General features: G+C 68.9%; 23 protein-coding genes. 12 read left to right on the top strand and 11 right to left on the bottom strand.

Going from position 1 to position 13,834, the window contains the following annotated elements:
* Nucleotides 1–10: 10 nt before the first annotated feature.
* Both OG700_RS08655 and OG700_RS08660 read left to right on the top strand, forming a co-directional pair.
* Nucleotides 11–367 carry a hypothetical protein gene (locus OG700_RS08655; RefSeq protein ID WP_405611396.1) on the top strand — a complete coding sequence of 119 codons (357 nt, stop codon included), beginning with the start codon at nucleotides 11–13 and terminating at the stop codon, nucleotides 365–367.
* Between the two features lie 29 nt (nucleotides 368–396).
* A complete protein-coding gene (locus OG700_RS08660; RefSeq protein ID WP_405611399.1) occupies nucleotides 397–663 on the top strand; it encodes a hypothetical protein in 267 nt (88 codons plus the stop codon).
* Nucleotides 664–1,747: 1,084 nt separating this feature from the next.
* Here OG700_RS08660 and OG700_RS08665 read toward each other — a convergent pair.
* Both OG700_RS08665 and OG700_RS08670 read right to left on the bottom strand, forming a co-directional pair.
* Nucleotides 1,748–2,257: a hypothetical protein gene (locus OG700_RS08665; RefSeq protein ID WP_405611402.1), complete on the bottom strand. Its 510-nt coding sequence runs from the start codon at nucleotides 2,255–2,257 to the stop codon at nucleotides 1,748–1,750.
* Between the two features lie 35 nt (nucleotides 2,258–2,292).
* A complete protein-coding gene (locus OG700_RS08670) occupies nucleotides 2,293–2,799 on the bottom strand; it encodes a helix-turn-helix domain-containing protein (RefSeq protein ID WP_405611405.1) in 507 nt (168 codons plus the stop codon).
* 296 nt (nucleotides 2,800–3,095) lie between these two features.
* On the opposite strand from OG700_RS08670, the gene OG700_RS08675 reads away from it, so the two are divergent.
* Nucleotides 3,096–3,506: a hypothetical protein gene (locus OG700_RS08675; RefSeq protein WP_405611408.1), complete on the top strand. Its 411-nt coding sequence runs from the start codon at nucleotides 3,096–3,098 to the stop codon at nucleotides 3,504–3,506.
* Between the two features lie 135 nt (nucleotides 3,507–3,641).
* On the opposite strand, the gene OG700_RS08680 is transcribed toward OG700_RS08675, so the two are convergent.
* A complete protein-coding gene (locus tag OG700_RS08680) occupies nucleotides 3,642–4,145 on the bottom strand; it encodes a hypothetical protein (protein ID WP_405611411.1) in 504 nt (167 codons plus the stop codon).
* On the bottom strand, nucleotides 4,142–4,387 hold the full coding sequence (locus OG700_RS08685) for a hypothetical protein (protein ID WP_405611414.1): 246 nt from the start codon (nucleotides 4,385–4,387) through the stop codon (nucleotides 4,142–4,144). The genes OG700_RS08680 and OG700_RS08685 overlap by 4 nt, the downstream gene beginning before the upstream one ends.
* Nucleotides 4,388–4,484: 97 nt before the next feature.
* Here OG700_RS08685 and OG700_RS08690 point away from each other — a divergent pair, with 97 nt between their 5' ends.
* The 9 genes from OG700_RS08690 (at nucleotide 4,485) to OG700_RS08730 (ending at nucleotide 8,197) form a co-directional block, all read left to right on the top strand.
* Nucleotides 4,485–4,838, top strand: a complete 354-nt coding sequence (locus OG700_RS08690; protein ID WP_405611417.1) for a DUF6011 domain-containing protein — start codon at nucleotides 4,485–4,487, stop codon at nucleotides 4,836–4,838.
* 12 nt (nucleotides 4,839–4,850) lie between these two features.
* Nucleotides 4,851–5,222: a hypothetical protein gene (locus OG700_RS08695; protein ID WP_405611420.1), complete on the top strand. Its 372-nt coding sequence runs from the start codon at nucleotides 4,851–4,853 to the stop codon at nucleotides 5,220–5,222.
* Nucleotides 5,223–5,369: 147 nt separating this feature from the next.
* The gene (locus OG700_RS08700; protein ID WP_405611423.1) at nucleotides 5,370–5,576 is read left to right on the top strand and encodes a hypothetical protein; all 207 of its coding nucleotides are present in this window, start codon (nucleotides 5,370–5,372) and stop codon (nucleotides 5,574–5,576) included.
* 2 nt (nucleotides 5,577–5,578) lie between these two features.
* Nucleotides 5,579–6,109 (top strand): DUF6879 family protein, encoded by a 531-nt coding sequence (locus tag OG700_RS08705; protein WP_405611426.1) that lies wholly within the window; start codon nucleotides 5,579–5,581, stop codon nucleotides 6,107–6,109.
* The gene (locus tag OG700_RS08710; protein WP_405611429.1) at nucleotides 6,106–6,948 is read left to right on the top strand and encodes a helix-turn-helix domain-containing protein; all 843 of its coding nucleotides are present in this window, start codon (nucleotides 6,106–6,108) and stop codon (nucleotides 6,946–6,948) included. Before OG700_RS08705 ends, OG700_RS08710 begins: the two co-directional genes overlap by 4 nt.
* 263 nt (nucleotides 6,949–7,211) lie before the next feature.
* On the top strand, nucleotides 7,212–7,418 hold the full coding sequence (locus OG700_RS08715; RefSeq protein WP_405611432.1) for a hypothetical protein: 207 nt from the start codon (nucleotides 7,212–7,214) through the stop codon (nucleotides 7,416–7,418).
* Nucleotides 7,415–7,657 (top strand): hypothetical protein, encoded by a 243-nt coding sequence (locus OG700_RS08720; protein ID WP_405611435.1) that lies wholly within the window; start codon nucleotides 7,415–7,417, stop codon nucleotides 7,655–7,657. The genes OG700_RS08715 and OG700_RS08720 overlap by 4 nt, the downstream gene beginning before the upstream one ends.
* Nucleotides 7,654–7,836, top strand: coding sequence for a hypothetical protein (locus OG700_RS08725; protein ID WP_405611438.1), 183 nt, complete (start codon nucleotides 7,654–7,656; stop codon nucleotides 7,834–7,836). Before OG700_RS08720 ends, OG700_RS08725 begins: the two co-directional genes overlap by 4 nt.
* A gap of 112 nt (nucleotides 7,837–7,948) precedes the next feature.
* Nucleotides 7,949–8,197 (top strand): hypothetical protein, encoded by a 249-nt coding sequence (locus tag OG700_RS08730; RefSeq protein WP_405611441.1) that lies wholly within the window; start codon nucleotides 7,949–7,951, stop codon nucleotides 8,195–8,197.
* 38 nt (nucleotides 8,198–8,235) lie between these two features.
* On the opposite strand, the gene OG700_RS08735 is transcribed toward OG700_RS08730, so the two are convergent.
* From OG700_RS08735 to OG700_RS08765, 7 genes are all read right to left on the bottom strand, one after another.
* Complete coding sequence (locus OG700_RS08735; RefSeq protein ID WP_405611444.1) at nucleotides 8,236–8,478, bottom strand: helix-turn-helix domain-containing protein; 243 nt, start codon at nucleotides 8,476–8,478, stop codon at nucleotides 8,236–8,238.
* A 305-nt stretch (nucleotides 8,479–8,783) separates the two neighbouring features.
* On the bottom strand, nucleotides 8,784–9,254 hold the full coding sequence (locus OG700_RS08740) for a Dps family protein (RefSeq protein ID WP_405611447.1): 471 nt from the start codon (nucleotides 9,252–9,254) through the stop codon (nucleotides 8,784–8,786).
* Between the two features lie 179 nt (nucleotides 9,255–9,433).
* Nucleotides 9,434–9,817 (bottom strand): helix-turn-helix domain-containing protein, encoded by a 384-nt coding sequence (locus tag OG700_RS08745; RefSeq protein WP_189108968.1) that lies wholly within the window; start codon nucleotides 9,815–9,817, stop codon nucleotides 9,434–9,436.
* A gap of 109 nt (nucleotides 9,818–9,926) precedes the next feature.
* Nucleotides 9,927–10,418 (bottom strand): CinA family protein, encoded by a 492-nt coding sequence (locus OG700_RS08750; protein ID WP_405621528.1) that lies wholly within the window; start codon nucleotides 10,416–10,418, stop codon nucleotides 9,927–9,929.
* Nucleotides 10,419–10,522: 104 nt separating this feature from the next.
* Nucleotides 10,523–11,188, bottom strand: a complete 666-nt coding sequence (gene pgsA, locus OG700_RS08755) for a CDP-diacylglycerol--glycerol-3-phosphate 3-phosphatidyltransferase (protein ID WP_405611450.1) — start codon at nucleotides 11,186–11,188, stop codon at nucleotides 10,523–10,525.
* Entirely contained in the window at nucleotides 11,185–12,738 is a 1,554-nt protein-coding gene (gene rimO, locus OG700_RS08760) for a 30S ribosomal protein S12 methylthiotransferase RimO (protein ID WP_405611453.1), read from the bottom strand. Before rimO ends, pgsA begins: the two co-directional genes overlap by 4 nt.
* A gap of 197 nt (nucleotides 12,739–12,935) precedes the next feature.
* Nucleotides 12,936–13,790 carry a helix-turn-helix domain-containing protein gene (locus tag OG700_RS08765; RefSeq protein WP_405621530.1) on the bottom strand — a complete coding sequence of 285 codons (855 nt, stop codon included), beginning with the start codon at nucleotides 13,788–13,790 and terminating at the stop codon, nucleotides 12,936–12,938.
* Between the last annotated feature and the right edge of the window lie 44 nt (nucleotides 13,791–13,834).

The following is a 13,834-nucleotide window of genomic DNA, read 5'->3' on the forward strand; positions in this document are numbered from 1 at the left end:
GGACACCACTATGAAGATCTTCGGCAGAGAGCCCGTCGTCGTATTCAACACCCTCGCCGCAGTCCTCGGACTCATCGTCAGCCTCGGCGTCACCAGCCTCACCGCCGAGACCGCCGGCGCGATCGTCGGCGTCGGAACAGCCATCCTCGGCGCGATCGCCGCCGCGATGACGCGCCCGATCGCTCCGCAGGCATTCACCGCGCTTGTCGCGTCCGGGGCTGTGCTCGTCGGGACGTTCGGGTACAGCGTCGACCAGTCCACCATCGGCGCGATCAACACCGTTGTCCTGGCCACGCTGACGCTCCTGACCCGCGTCCAGGTCACCCCGTCCAGCCCGACTGCGCCCGCCAAGCCGACCGGCGCCTGACCTGCCCAGCAAGCGCACCAGGAGGACGCATGGATGCCGCCATGCTCACGGCCATCGGCGCAATTCTGGCCTCGCCATTGGCCGCGGCGGCAGCCGTGTACGGCACTCGGGGCGCAGCTCGGACAGCCCGGGAGGGCGGAGTCATCACCGGATACGACAGCCTGACGGTTCGGCTGACTGCTGAGCGAGACAAGGCGGAGAAGGACCAGGAAGCCGCGGAGTTGCGCGCGGGCACCCTGGAGTTGGAAGTTGCACGGCTTCGGCTGCTCGTGACACAGCTCGGGGGGACCCCGTGACCCGGGCACAGCGGATGTTCTACCGGCGCCGCACCCTGCTGTGGATTGCAGCCGCGCTGCTGTTCCTCGGTGGTGGTCTGGCCGTGGCGTTTCTCCAGATCAACAAGGCGGAGCACCGCACTGCCCAGGTCGCCACCGAGGCGGGCCTACGGGGCGACGCGGTGTCCACCCTGGCCACTGACGTACGGCAGTTGCGTTCCCAGCTACAGGCTGACGGGCAGACTCCTGCGGCACCGGATCCGGCGCAGGCCATCGATGATTTGCCTGCGCGGGCAGAGGTTCCGGTGCCGATCCCGGGGCCGCCTGGTCCTCCCGGTGATGCGGGTGAACCTGGTGCACCGGGGAAGCCCGCGCCCACGATCACTCCTCAGCCTGGCGAGCCGGGTGCTCCCGGGCAGGATGGGGCAGCGGGTGTGGGTGAGCCGGGTCCTGCTGGTCCGCAGGGTGTGCCCGGCCCGGCCGGGCCAACCGGGGCGGCGGGCGCCGACGGTGCTGATGGCCGCGATGGGGCGGACGGTCAGACGTGCCCGTCCGGGTACAGCCTCCAGCCACCGCCGGGTGATCCGGATGCGCTGGTGTGCCGCCGGGACAGCGCACCGGGGCCGGATGTCCCGCAGGCGCTGGGGCTGGATCCGACACGGCGCCAGTATCCGTAGGTCACTGTTTCGCTGGGGCGTTCGTGTCCGTTTGGGGGCGTGCCGTTTGAGCCGGATTCCCTGACACCCGCACCCGCACTGCGCTATCGTCCTACCCATGCTCCCGCGCAAGCGGGGATGGCCCGAGTTTCAGGGGCGTAAGAAACGGCTCCCCGCCTCTGCGGGGGTGGACCGACGCTGGTAAGTGGAGACGAACGGTCTGTCACACTCTCCCCGCGCAGGCGGGGGTGGCACGATGCTGGCGAGTGGTGGCGAATCGTCTTCGCTACCTTCCCCGCGCGAGCGGGGGTGTTCCGGCGCTGGCAAGTGGAGGCGAACGGTCTTTGTGTTTTCTCCGCGCAGGCGGAGGGTGTCCCCCTGAACGGCCTACGGGCCGGTCAGGGGGACACTTTTGCGCGTCCGGTCTCGATCTGTCGTCTCGTACGGGATCAGACGCCGGCGGCGGCCACCGCAGCTGCGGCGACCTTGCGCAGCCATGCGGCCCGGCTCAGCCCAGCGACCTTCGCAGCCTGGTCGATCTGGGCAAGGAGCGCGGTGGGGTAGGCGGTGCTGATGGCCGGTCCGACCGCCGGGCGACCACCCTGCGGGCCGGGCCCGGACTCCTCCGCAGTGTCGGGGAAGTGCTTCTCAAGCAGCTCTTCGGCATCCTCGGCTTCGCTGCGCAGGAGCCATTTCTGGGCCTCGTCGTCGGTGAGGAACCGCCACATGTTCGGGCCGTTGAAGTCCCGGCGGGCGTCAACGTTTTCGACCCACCGGCCACCCTTGGTGCGGTACAGCGTGGACCGGCCGTACTGGAGGCCGGAGATGACGCCGCGGTAGTTGTCGCCGTCCCAGCGGGTGCCCTCCTCGATGTCGAGGGTGGTCGCGTCGAGGTCGAACCATCCGAGGCGGGTCTTGTCGTTGTACTCGTCGGTTTCGGTGATGGTGATGCGGTGCATGAATGTGCCTTTCAGGTGAGCGGGGCGGAGGTTGGTCAGAGGGCGGCAATTGCGGTGCGGATGCCGGCTACGACGGTCTCCCAGACTTCCTGGCGGGTGGCGACGCGGGACTCGCCGGAGCCGAACCGGCCGTGGAGCTCGCCGTCGGCGGAGTCGAACCACACCTTGTCGATGCTGCCGAGGAGGAGGAGCGCCTGGCGGTTGGCGATCTCCTGGCCTTCCCAGGCGGCCCAGGAGATGTTGCCGGTCTTGTACTGGTCGATTTCGAGGGGCAGGAAGTTGGCCCAGTTGTTGATGTAGACGCGGTCCATGCCGTTCTTCTGCCAGCGGCTGCCGCCGATGGCGACCATGTTGTCGATGGAGAAGGCCGCCGGCTTGGCGGGGCGCTTCATGGCGCCGATGGCGATGCGGTGGGCGAGGGAGGCGGTGTCGATGACCCACCGGCCGGCGGCCTTGGTCGCGGCGATGATTCCGCGGCGGGCCCAGTCGCGGATGGTAGCGACGGTGACGTTGGCTTCGGTGGCGGCGGTGGTGGTGTTCATCGGATCCCCCATATCGGTTGTCGATATGGATAACCTACGGGAGTGCCCAGGGGTTGTCAATATGGAAAACCAAAGTGTCCTCAACCCTTCTTCCGGGCCGGCGGATCCGGACGCGCTCGCCTGCCGCCGCACCACGGCGGCCGGAACGGGACCGTGAGCCCGGTCCGGGGCCGTCGGCGGGGGCGGTGGATCCGACGCGCCGCCAATACCTGTAGGTCACCGTTCCGTTACACCGCCTTCACGGGAGCTGCACGGGCCGGATGATGCTCCTCACGATCCGTGCCCTTGGGGGGACCATGCGTACAACCATCGCTGCGATAGGCGCCGTTCTGCTGCTCACCACGCTCACCGCCTGCTCCGACGACGGGGGCGACGACGCGAAACCGGCTGCCGAGTCGTCCGCGCCGGCGCCGGACCCGGACGAGACGTTCCTGGCCGCCGTGGAAGCTGCCGGGTTCGCGAGCTGGGACGACACCGGGCCGACGGATGAGGAGCTGGTGACGTTCCCTCCGCTGTGGTGCGGCGAGCTGGAAGCGGGCCACAGCGTGGCGTACCTCCTGGACGATCCGACGTACTACCCGATCGGGCGGGACTGGGGTACGGCGAAGCCGGATGCGCAGGAGCTGATTGTGCTGGGGGCGGAGTCGTACTGCCCAAAGATGCGTGAGCAGGTGGTGGAGGAGTTGCGGGCGTCGGGGGCGTACTGACCGGCTGGCCGCTCACGATTCAGCCCCCGCCCGGGGTCATCTCGGGTGGGGGCTGCGTCGCGTCCATGTCGGGCAGGCCGCCGAGTCGGTCGCTGTCGGCGGTGACGATGATCGCGTTGTGCACGGTGTAGCCCATTACGAGACCTTCTTCGGCTGGTCGGCGAGCTTGCCCACGGTCGGACGGCGCTTGTGCTCGACGCCGAGATCGCGGGCCATGCGGCGGAACACCTCCGGGGTGAGCCCGGTGGCCTTCGCGAGCTGCCCGACGGTGGTGCCCTTCCGGAGTTCCTGGGCTGCGCGCTTCCGCATCTCCGGCTTGAGTTCGCGCTCTCCGTCAACGTGCGCCTTGTACTCGGCGAGGACTGCCTTGGACTCCCTGCTCATCTCTGCGGCGACGGGCCTCCCCACGTTGTGCACGCCGTTGTGCCTGGGCCGTTCCGCAGCGATGGCGCACCGTTCTGCGATCTCCGCGTTGGCGCGGCTATCAACCCATTCCACCTCGCGGCGCGCCACCTGCGGCCACCACGCCTTGCTGGTCGCGTGTTCGGCCCAGCGCTTGGACGGGTGGTACGCGATTCCGATGTACAGGAGTTCGTCGGCGGCGTCGTACAGCCGATACAGGGCTGTGCGGTCTGTCATCGGGACTCCTTCTGGCTGAGGTTCTTCGATCCGCGCGATGCCGGTTCGATGCCGTTCTCCCTCGCGATGCGGCGGACGTAGGCGGCAGTGAACGGGGATCTTTCGGTTACGTCGGTGGGGCGTTCGCCCGCGCGTAGCGCTTCCACGACCGCTGCTACTGCCTCGTCGCGGGCCTTGTCGTGGGCGGCCTCGGTCTGTTGGTAACGGCGTGTGGCCTGGTCAAGGCGCTCCATCGATTCCATGCGATACAGAGTAGCGCATATGGCTTGCGCTCCTCAGTATCGAAGCGCTACCTTGTATCGCAACAGAGAAGCGCAAGCGGGTAGCGAGGGGAACACCATGAAGACCACGGCGAAGCAGACCACCACCACCCACTGCCTCCGCTGTGGCCGCGCCCTCCGCGCCACCACCAGCATCGCCGCCGGATACGGCCGCACCTGCAAGACCAAAGTCCGCAAGGCCGCCGAGACCGCCGCCCTCGCCGACTTCAAGCCCTTCCAGATCGTCAAGGCCCGCGAGGTCATCGAGCAGAAGGCCGTCGTCCCCACCGCCCGCCCGCACATCTTCCAGATCGCCAGCAGCGACGGCACCGCCGTCTACCGCACCGCCCGCCAGGGCTGCACCTGCCCGGCCGGACTCAAGTCCCGTGCCTGCTATCACCGCGCGGCCGTCGCCATCCTCACCGCCGCCTGACCTGGAGCCCTGATGAACGTCACCTTCACCCGCCCCCTGAAGATCACGACCGCCAATGGGCGTCAGGTCACCATCCCGGTTGGCGCGCAGGCGGAAGCCAAGTTCGTCGGGTGGACACCAGTAGCCGAAGGCGCCATGTACCAACTGAGCGGGGAGTTTGGCGTTCGGTTCCTCCCGGGCTTCGAGCCCACCGTGCGGGTTGACCGCCTGCACCGCGCGACCGCTCATGCCGAGGACCTTCACCGCTTCTGCCGCAACTGCCACTTCACCGGGCAGGTCACGCACTGGCGCAACGGTCGATCGATGGACCTGCTGCCCGAGCCGAGGCCCTGCACGGCGTGCGAGGGGACGGGCCATGCCAAGACGTACCCCGCGAATACGTAGACCACCCCCGCGTCGCGCGCCCTGCTTCTCCCCGGAGACGCAGGGCGCTTTCGTCATGCCTGAAACCCCTGCGTGTTTCTCGATCGCCCGGCTACCGTCACACCCCACCGGCCACCAGGTCGGCTTCACGAGCGAAAGGGGAATCCCATGGCCCGCAATCTGCGGATGCTCGGCACCAACTCCAAGACGGGCGAGTGCCCGACGCTGTACGAAGACCTCGACACCGGGGAAGTCCTGGTCCAGGGGAAGCTCGCCGACCCCGACGACATCGCACAGATGGTCAACCCGCTCTCCGGGGAGACCATGGTCGTCATCGACCGCGCACTGCTCATCAACTTCGCCCCCAAGGAGTGACGTTGGAGGCCGTACCCGCACACCAGATTCTCGACTTCTTCCGCGACGGGTTCGAGCACACTGCCTGGCGGTTGGAGACCCGTCGGGCGTACGCGGCCGACGAGGGCACGGAGGAGTACCGCCAGTTCCTTGCCGGGGTCGGCCCGCCGCCTGACGAGGACGGTCCGTGGTTCGTCAACGCCCGCGCGCAGACACAGGTGGGGAAGCGGATTGAGCGCGTGCGCCTGGTCGACAAGCCGCCATCGGACGGGCAGCGGTACCTGCTGGCCACGACGCCGGACAATCTCGCGGCCGGTGAGGACATTCGCTTCATGCTGCGCCAGGAGGCCGTACACCTTGGTCTGCCGGACTTCGACTTCTGGCTTTTCGACTCCCGGATCCTGGCGCGCTTCAACTGGGACGACGCGTCACGCCGCATGGAGTTGAGCACCGACCCCGAGGACGTCGTACGGGCGTGCCAGGGGCGCGACGCAGCATGGCACCACGCCAGCAGGTACGAGGAGTTCACTGCGCGGGTACGTTCCCGTATGTGAGCACTGACTACCAGCAGGCCAGAGTCGCCCTCGGTGCGCGGCTACGCGAGCTGCGCACCGAGGCGGGGCTCACTGTTCGCGGGCTCGCCACGGTGTGCGACTGGGTCCCCTCGAAGGTCAGCAAGCTGGAGAACGGCAAGCAGACTGCGTCGCCCGCCGATCTCGAAGCGTGGGCCACCGGTGTCGGCCGGCCCGAGGCTGCGGCCGAGCTGAAGGGCCGCCTCGCCGGGCTGGAGTCCACGTACCGTTCTTGGCGTCGGCAGCTCGCCGGCGGCCACCGCGCGGTCCAGGACGCGCTCGGCGCCCAGCACGAGAGGACCACGGTGCTCCGAGGGATCTCCGCATCCGTCATCCCCGGGATCTTCCAGACTCCGGAGTACGCGCGGGCTGTGCTGGCCAGCTACGCCGAACTGCACGGAGCCGTAAGGGACGTGGAGGGCGGCGTGGCATCGCGCATGCGCCGCCAGGAGGGGCTGTACGTACGCGGCAAGCAGTACAAGGTGCTGCTGTGGGAGTCGGCGCTGCACGTGCGTATCTGCCCGCCTATGGTCCTCGCCGACCAGTTGGACCGGCTGATGTCCGTCAACGGCCTCAGCACTGTGGAACTCGGCGTAGTCCCTCTGACCGCCCCCGTGCAGATCGCGGCTGGTGACGACTTTTGGATTCACGACGACCGCCTGGTGATCGCCGAGTCGTGGCACGCGGAGATGTGGCTGGACTCGCCGGAGGACGTGGCCCTGTACCGGAAGGTCTGGGACGCGCTGGAGGCGAGCGCGGTCAGTGGGCGGGATGCGCACCGGATAATCGCCCGCGCCAGGACAGCCGTGGCCCCTGCCTGAGCAACACCCGGTAACACGGGCATCCGTGTGAGAAACATCGAGAAACACGCCTGAATCTGAGAAACAGTCAGTCGTACGGTCACCGACATGGCTACCGCGACCAGCACATCTGCCCCTGCTGCTGAGCCTGCCCCCGAGGTGTACCACCGGGGCGAGGGCTGGCCCGCCTCCCGGCTGCGGCCCCTGGCGCTGACGCCGCCCGAGGAAAGCCGCTTAGCCTCCGGCCTGGCGGTGCTGGCCCGGCGGACGCGCGAGGCCCGGCAGTGAGCGCGGGGACCGAGGAAGCGCTCGTCGAGCTGCCGCCCGTGGAGTCCCTGACCGATCGGCAGCAGCGCGGGGCGGACTGCGTGTTCTGCGGGCACGAGCTGGTCACCGGGCATGTGGTCGATCGGGGCCCGCGCCCGCTGGTCGCGCACGGGACCAAGGCCCGCTGGTTCCCGCGGGCTTGCAAGCCGAGATGCGCGTCGTGAGCCGCCTGGGGTGGCAGTACCGCGAGCAGGGATCGGGCGGCCGGCTCATTCGGCAGCGTGTCACCGTCACCGGCGCCGCCCTGGTCGACGACATCGACGGAGTGATTCCGCGTACGGATCCGTGGCAGGCGCTCTTGGCCCATGCGGACTCGTGCACGACGTGCGCCCTTCGTGCGGACGGCAGTTACTGCCAGGCGGCGGCGCGCCTGGTGCGCGAGGAGAGGGAGTCCAGGCGATGACGGAGCAACGACTGCCGGGGATGCCGGCCGAGCGGGTCCACATCCCGGGGTTGTGCTGGATCCCCAGACCGGGCACGGATTCGGTGCAGCGCTGCACCGAGGGCGCTGGCCACAACGGGCAGCACTTCGACTGCTACACGCGTGACGAGTGGCCGCGCCAGGCGGGCGAGACACAGTGAGCGACCCCGGCCGCCTGCGGACGCTTCCCTGCCAGGACTCCGGCCGGGGCGGGACCAACATCGCGCGCCGCAAGGGGTGCGCACCATCACCACAGGAGGCACCATATGTGCGGTGGATGCGGATCAGGCAACGGACGACGACTCAACAACGGAAACTGGCAGTGCGACGACTGCGGCGCCGTCACAGCCGGATGACACCGACCGTACGGCGTGGGACGCAATCGACCCTGACGTCCGCGCACGGCTCCCGTTTCTGGACCCGGAGGACTTCACCCTCGACAGCGGGCACGAGGCCGCAGAGGGCGACTGGTCCCGCATGAACCAGGCACTCGACTCGGCCGAGGGGTACGAAGCGCTGTAGACCGCCCCGGCCGGTGCATCCCCCATCGCCGGCCGGGGCTACTCGCGGACCAACTCGGCGAGCGGGGTGTCGAGCGCGCGGGCGATGAGCAGCAGATCGCTGTATCGGGGGTCGCGCGCCCCGGCCTCGTACCGCTGGATGGTGCGGCGCTCGACGCCGATGCGGTGGCCGAGCGTCTCCTGGCTGAGTCCAGCCGCTCGGCGGGCGGCGGCGATGCGTTGCCCCAGTTCGCGGCGGCGGACGATTGCCCATTCGGGGAGGGCTGTTCTTCGGACGGGCACACGGCCACGTTCGGTCGACCATGATCACGAGTCAGTACCCAAGCGGTCGCTTTTCCACAGGCGCGTACACGTATCCCCCGGCTCGCTCCCGTTTCGGCGGGCTGCGGGCCGGGGGCTTCCTTGGTTCTAGAACGTCGTGGGGTGTTGTTCCAGTGGTCAGAGGCAGTTTTGCGTTCCGGAAACATTCCGGTCGAGGCCCGAATTCCGGCAGATTTCCGTATGACCACGGGACCTCATGGGACTTCATGGGATACGTAGGGATCGCTATCTACGCAGGTCAAACCCCACACAACCCTCTGACCGGGTCATGCGCTCTCCGCCTGGAACATCCAGTGGTGCTTTTCAAGATCGGCCGTGAGCCCGATCAGGATGTCCTGGGTGATGGGGTCGGGCTCGTCGGTCACGCTGATCCGCTCGCGCATGCGGACGATCACCGCGCTGAGACCGTCCACCAGCGTCCGTACGGCGTCCGTGTCCTTGATCCAGCCGCTGGGTACGGTGCCGATCGCGCTCGACGCCGCCACCGTCGCCGCGCGGCCGTCCGGCGTCACGCCGATCGCCGAGGCACGTTCCGCCACCGTGTCCGAGTGCTGCCGGGCCGTGGTGACGACCTCGTCGAGCTGGAGGTGTACGGACCGGAAGCGCGGCCCGACGATGTTCCAGTGCACCTGCTTGGCCACCAGCGACAGATCGATCAGATCGACGAGCGCGCCTTGCAGGGCCTCGCCGACCACTTTCAGATCCGCCTCGGAGAGTGAGCTCTTGACCACAGACATGGGGCGTCCTCCAGTTCCGTTCACACGTATGCCCACCATGGCACAAGACGCCAAAAGGCTCATTTCGGGAAAATTCGGAGATTGAGAAATGCCCTGCAGTCCGAAACAGCGGACAAAGCAGAAGCCCCGGCCGGTCACTGGGACCGTCCGGGGCTCAGGCCTCGGTCACGCCGTACACATCAAGCGGCGACGACATCCACCGCTTCTGTTGGCGCCTTGATGGTCACCCGCTCCGTCGGCACACCTGCCACCGACGTCACGGAGACGGAATTGAGCATCGGACGTACTGCTGCGGGCACCGGCTCGCTCGCCGCCGCGGACGCAGCCAGCTCGGCCAACGACAGTTCGTCGCTCACTTCGCGCATGAGCTCGGACATCCGTACGTCAAGCGCGTCGCAGATAGCGGAGAGCAGCTCGGATGACGCCTCCTTCTGCCCCCGCTCCACCTCGGAGAGATAGCCGAGCGAGACTCGGGCGGACGAGGAGACTTCGCGCAGAGTACGGCCCTGACGCTGGCGCTGCCGACGCAGCACGTCACCAAGCAGGCGACGGAGCAGAATCATCGGTGGCTCCCTCCTCGGACCGCGTAGCCGCATCCTTCTCGCCCCACCGTACCGCCTCGCGCTGCGGCCGTGCGGGGAGCGATGTCGTGTTCACTCAGGGCTGCAAACATCAAGTCCCCCCGTTCCGTTCCGTATCCTGTGTCCGCCCGTTCCCGGTCAGTTCGCCGGAGAGCAGTTCCAGCACGCTCCGTACGCTCTCTCTACGGATTTCCGCCCGGTCACCGTTCAACCGCAGTGCGGCCACTTTCTCTCGACCGCGCGGACCGCTGACCGCCACGTAGACCGTGCCCACGGGCTGTCCGTCCTGCGGCTCGGGACCCGCGACCCCCGTGGTCGAGATGCCCCAGCCGGCCGCCAGTACGCCCCGTACGCCGATGGCCATCTGCCGTGCCACCTCGGGATCCACCGCGCCCCGCTCGGCCAGAAGTGTTCCGTCGACGCCCAGGACATCGCGCTTGATGTCCGTCGCGTAGGCCGTGACCGACCCGCGGAGCGATCGGGAGGCGCCGGGGACGGACGTCAGTTGGGCGGCCACCAGACCGCCGGTGAGTGACTCGGCGACGGCGAGCGTCGTGCCTCGCGACGCCAGCAGGTCGAGCACCCGGGCAGCCACATCCCTCAGTGGAACGTCGTCGGCCGCCACATCCTTCCCGACAGGTGTGGAAGGAATCGGCACGGTGCCCGCTCCGTCCCCCGCCCCGAACATCACGAAGCGCTCTCCGCCCGGCCCCGCTCGGCCGCCAGCCCCCGACGCCGCAGGACGATCGCCTGCCGCACGTAGTCGAGGCCGGTCAGCACGGTCAGCACAACCGCGAGCGCCATCATCCAGAACCGCAGCGTCGCGAGCGGCCCCGTCAGCGCCAGCACGTACATACCGACCGCCGTGCCCTGCGCGAGCGTCTTCATCTTGCCGCCGCGGCTGGCCGGAATGATCCCGTGCCGGATCACCCAGAACCGCATCAGAGTGATCCCGAGCTCACGGAAGAGAATGACCCCGGTCACCCACCACGGCAGATCCCCGAGGGCGGAGAGACTGATCAGCCCCGCCGCCATGATCGCCTTGTCGGCGATCGGGTCGGCGATCTTCCCGAAGTCGGTGACCAGGTTGTACGTACGGGCCAGATGCCCGTCGAAGATATCGGTGATCATGGCCACGGCGAACGCGGCCCACGCCCAGGCGCGCCAGGCCGGGTCGTACCCGCCGTCCTGGAGCAGCAGCATCACGAAGGCCGGTACGAGCACCAGCCGCATCATGGTCAGGATGTTGGCGATGTTCCAGATGCTGGCCTGATTGACGGCCGCAGCCCCCAGCTTGCCGCCGGGCGCCGGCCTACCCTGGCCGCCCTCGGCCGATGCCGGGACTCCGGTCATCTGGCTGCCTCCTCGCCGGGGCTCCGGGGCTCGTCCCCGGTGAAGCCGCAGAACTCCGCCACCAGGTCCACGCCCTCGGTGCCGACCACCTTCGCCTCGACCATACGACCGGGACGCAGGCCCTCGCTCGATGTGAAGATCACCTGGCCGTCGGTCTCGGGCGCCTGGTGGGCCGCCCGGCCCACGGCGGCCTCCTCCGCGCCTTCCTCGACGCCGTCCGGGGACTCGACGGAGACGGACTCCACCAGCACCGTCAGGGTCTCCCCCAGGCGCTCCTCGGCACGCTGCGACGTCAGCTCGTCGCTCAGCCGCGACAGATGCGCCAGCCGCTCGGCCACGACGTCCTCGTCCAGTTTGTGCTCGTACGTCGCGGCCTCGGTGCCGTCCTCGTCCGAGTAGCCGAACACCCCGATCGCGTCGAGCCGCGCGCCGGTGAGGAAGCGTTCCAGCTCGGCGAAATCGGCCTCCGTCTCGCCCGGGAAGCCCACGATGAAGTTGGAGCGCACACCGGCCAGCGGGGCCTTGCCCCGGATCGTCTCCAGCAGTTCCAGGAAGCGGTCGGTGTCCCCGAAGCGGCGCATCGCCCGTAGTACGGAGGGCGCCGAGTGCTGGAAGGACAGGTCGAAGTACGGGGCGACGCCCGGCGTCGACGTCAGGACGTCGATGAGCCCGGGGCGCATCTCGGCGGGCTGGAGGTAGCTGACCCGTACGCGCTCGATCCCGTCGACCGCCGCGAGTTCGGGCAGCAGCGTCTCCAGGAGGCGGATGTCGCCGAGGTCCTTGCCGTAGGAGGTGTTGTTCTCGGAGACGAGCATGACCTCCTTGACACCCTGCTCGGCGAGCCAGCGCGTCTCGCCCAGCACGTCGGAGGGGCGGCGCGAGATGAAGGAGCCCCGGAAGGAGGGGATGGCGCAGAAGGAGCAGCGCCGGTCGCAGCCGGAGGCCAGCTTCACGGAGGCGACGGGGCTGTTGTCGAGGCGCCGGCGCAGCGGGGCGCGCGGACCGGAGGCCGGCGCGAGGCCCTGGGGCAGATCTACGGGGGCGGGGATGACCGCCTCCGTAGAAGGAGGCGTCGCCTCGGCGCCGTGTCCGGGCAGGGCCACACCGGTGGCGCCCTGGCGGTCGGCGGGGCTCAGCGGCAGCAGTTTGCGCCGGTCGCGGGGCGTGTGCGAGGCGTGGATACCGCCGTTGAGGATGGTCTGGAGGCGGTCGGAGATGTCGGCGTAGTCGTCGAATCCGAGTACGCCGTCCGCTTCGGGGAGCGATTCCGCGAGTTCCTTGCCGTAACGCTCGGCCATGCAGCCGACGGCGACGACGGCCTGGGTTCTGCCGTGATCCTTCAGATCGTTGGCTTCCAGCAGGGCGTCGACGGAGTCCTTCTTGGCGGCTTCGACGAAGCCGCAGGTGTTGACGACGGCGACATCCGCGTCGGCGGCTTCCTCGACGAGCTCCCAGCCGTCCGCTGCCAAGCGGCCTGCAAGCTCCTCCGAGTCCACCTCGTTACGGGCGCAGCCAAGCGTGACAAGGGCGACGGTACGGCGTTCGGGCATGGGCTCAAGACTACTTTGTCCTGGCCGCCCTCCTGCCGTGCAGGGTTGACCGGCCGGAGGGGGCGGTGGATCGCACCTCCGGAGCACCCTCGGAGCGCTCCCGCCGCGCACCGCGCGGGCCTGCTTCGCCGCACCGCCCCGTGTTCGCACCGGGCTCACCCCGGGGCGGCCGACGCCTCCCGGCGTCGGCCGCGGCGTCAGCCCGCCTCGGGGTCGCCCTTCGTGTACGACGGCCGCTCGACCTGGCCCGGCTTGAAGTCCTCGTCGACCTGCTTGCCGTTGACGAAGATGTCGATCACCCCGGCGTTGCCGAGGATGAGGTCGATCTGCTCGTCGTCCTGGAAGGTCTTGGACTCGCCCTTGAGGAGCAGTCCGTCGAAGATCAGTTCACCGTTGGGGGACTTGGCGGAGATCCAGCTCTTGTCCTCGACGGCGGACAGCTTGACCGTCACCTTGTCGGCCGGGGCTGCGGCGATGGCGCTGTCCGACGGGTCGGGCTTCGGGTCGGCGGGCTTGGTGGTGCTGGGCTCGGAGGTCGTCTTCTCCGGCGCCGGACCCTCGGCGACCTGCTTGCCCTGGCCTTCCTCGTCGGCACCGCTGAACATGGTGAAGCCGACGAAGCCGATCACCGCGACGATCGCGGCGACCATGGCCGCCGTCCAGTTCGGACGGCGCCGCTCCGGGCGGATCCGCTCGGCCTCGAACAGCGGGGCCGCGGGCGTCGGCGACGGGCGCCCGCCGTGCTCGGAGTCGTACTGCCCGACCAGCGGTTCGGGGTCGATCCCGACCGAGCGCGCGAGTGTGCGGATGTGGCCGCGTGCGTAGACGTCGCCGCCGCAGCGCGAGAAGTCGTCCTGCTCGATCGCCTGCACGATCGGAACGCGCACACGGGTGGAGGCACTGACCTCTTCGATGGTGAGACCTGCGGCGGTGCGTGCGTGCTGGAGGACATGGCCGACCGAGGGCCTGTCCTCTTCGGGCGCGGGCCGCTCGTCCTCAGCGGGGTCGACGGCGGAAGGCTGGTCGTCTTCGGGGGAGTTGCCGATGGACACGGGAGTGCCTTTCGAGCGTGTAGCCACCTGCTGGATGTTCAGTC

Source organism: Streptomyces sp. NBC_01508, from assembly GCF_045040315.1.
Taxonomy (GTDB): Bacteria; Actinomycetota; Actinomycetes; order Streptomycetales; family Streptomycetaceae; genus Streptomyces.

Bases quoted from the DNA above. Each gene is read 5' to 3' on its own strand.
- OG700_RS08655 (WP_405611396.1), top strand. From the start codon at position 11: ATGAAGATCTTCGGCAGAGAGCCCGTCGTCGTATTCAACACCCTCGCC.
- OG700_RS08660 (WP_405611399.1), top strand. From the start codon at position 397: ATGGATGCCGCCATGCTCACGGCCATCGGCGCAATTCTGGCCTCGCCA.
- OG700_RS08665 (WP_405611402.1), bottom strand. From the start codon at position 2,257: ATGCACCGCATCACCATCACCGAAACCGACGAGTACAACGACAAGACC.
- OG700_RS08670 (WP_405611405.1), bottom strand. From the start codon at position 2,799: ATGAACACCACCACCGCCGCCACCGAAGCCAACGTCACCGTCGCTACC.
- OG700_RS08675 (WP_405611408.1), top strand. From the start codon at position 3,096: ATGCGTACAACCATCGCTGCGATAGGCGCCGTTCTGCTGCTCACCACG.
- OG700_RS08680 (WP_405611411.1), bottom strand. From the start codon at position 4,145: ATGACAGACCGCACAGCCCTGTATCGGCTGTACGACGCCGCCGACGAA.
- OG700_RS08685 (WP_405611414.1), bottom strand. From the start codon at position 4,387: ATGGAATCGATGGAGCGCCTTGACCAGGCCACACGCCGTTACCAACAG.
- OG700_RS08690 (WP_405611417.1), top strand. From the start codon at position 4,485: ATGAAGACCACGGCGAAGCAGACCACCACCACCCACTGCCTCCGCTGT.
- OG700_RS08695 (WP_405611420.1), top strand. From the start codon at position 4,851: ATGAACGTCACCTTCACCCGCCCCCTGAAGATCACGACCGCCAATGGG.
- OG700_RS08700 (WP_405611423.1), top strand. From the start codon at position 5,370: ATGGCCCGCAATCTGCGGATGCTCGGCACCAACTCCAAGACGGGCGAG.
- OG700_RS08725 (WP_405611438.1), top strand. From the start codon at position 7,654: ATGACGGAGCAACGACTGCCGGGGATGCCGGCCGAGCGGGTCCACATC.
- OG700_RS08740 (WP_405611447.1), bottom strand. From the start codon at position 9,254: ATGTCTGTGGTCAAGAGCTCACTCTCCGAGGCGGATCTGAAAGTGGTC.
- OG700_RS08745 (WP_189108968.1), bottom strand. From the start codon at position 9,817: ATGATTCTGCTCCGTCGCCTGCTTGGTGACGTGCTGCGTCGGCAGCGC.
- pgsA (WP_405611450.1), bottom strand. From the start codon at position 11,188: ATGACCGGAGTCCCGGCATCGGCCGAGGGCGGCCAGGGTAGGCCGGCG.
- rimO (WP_405611453.1), bottom strand. From the start codon at position 12,738: ATGCCCGAACGCCGTACCGTCGCCCTTGTCACGCTTGGCTGCGCCCGT.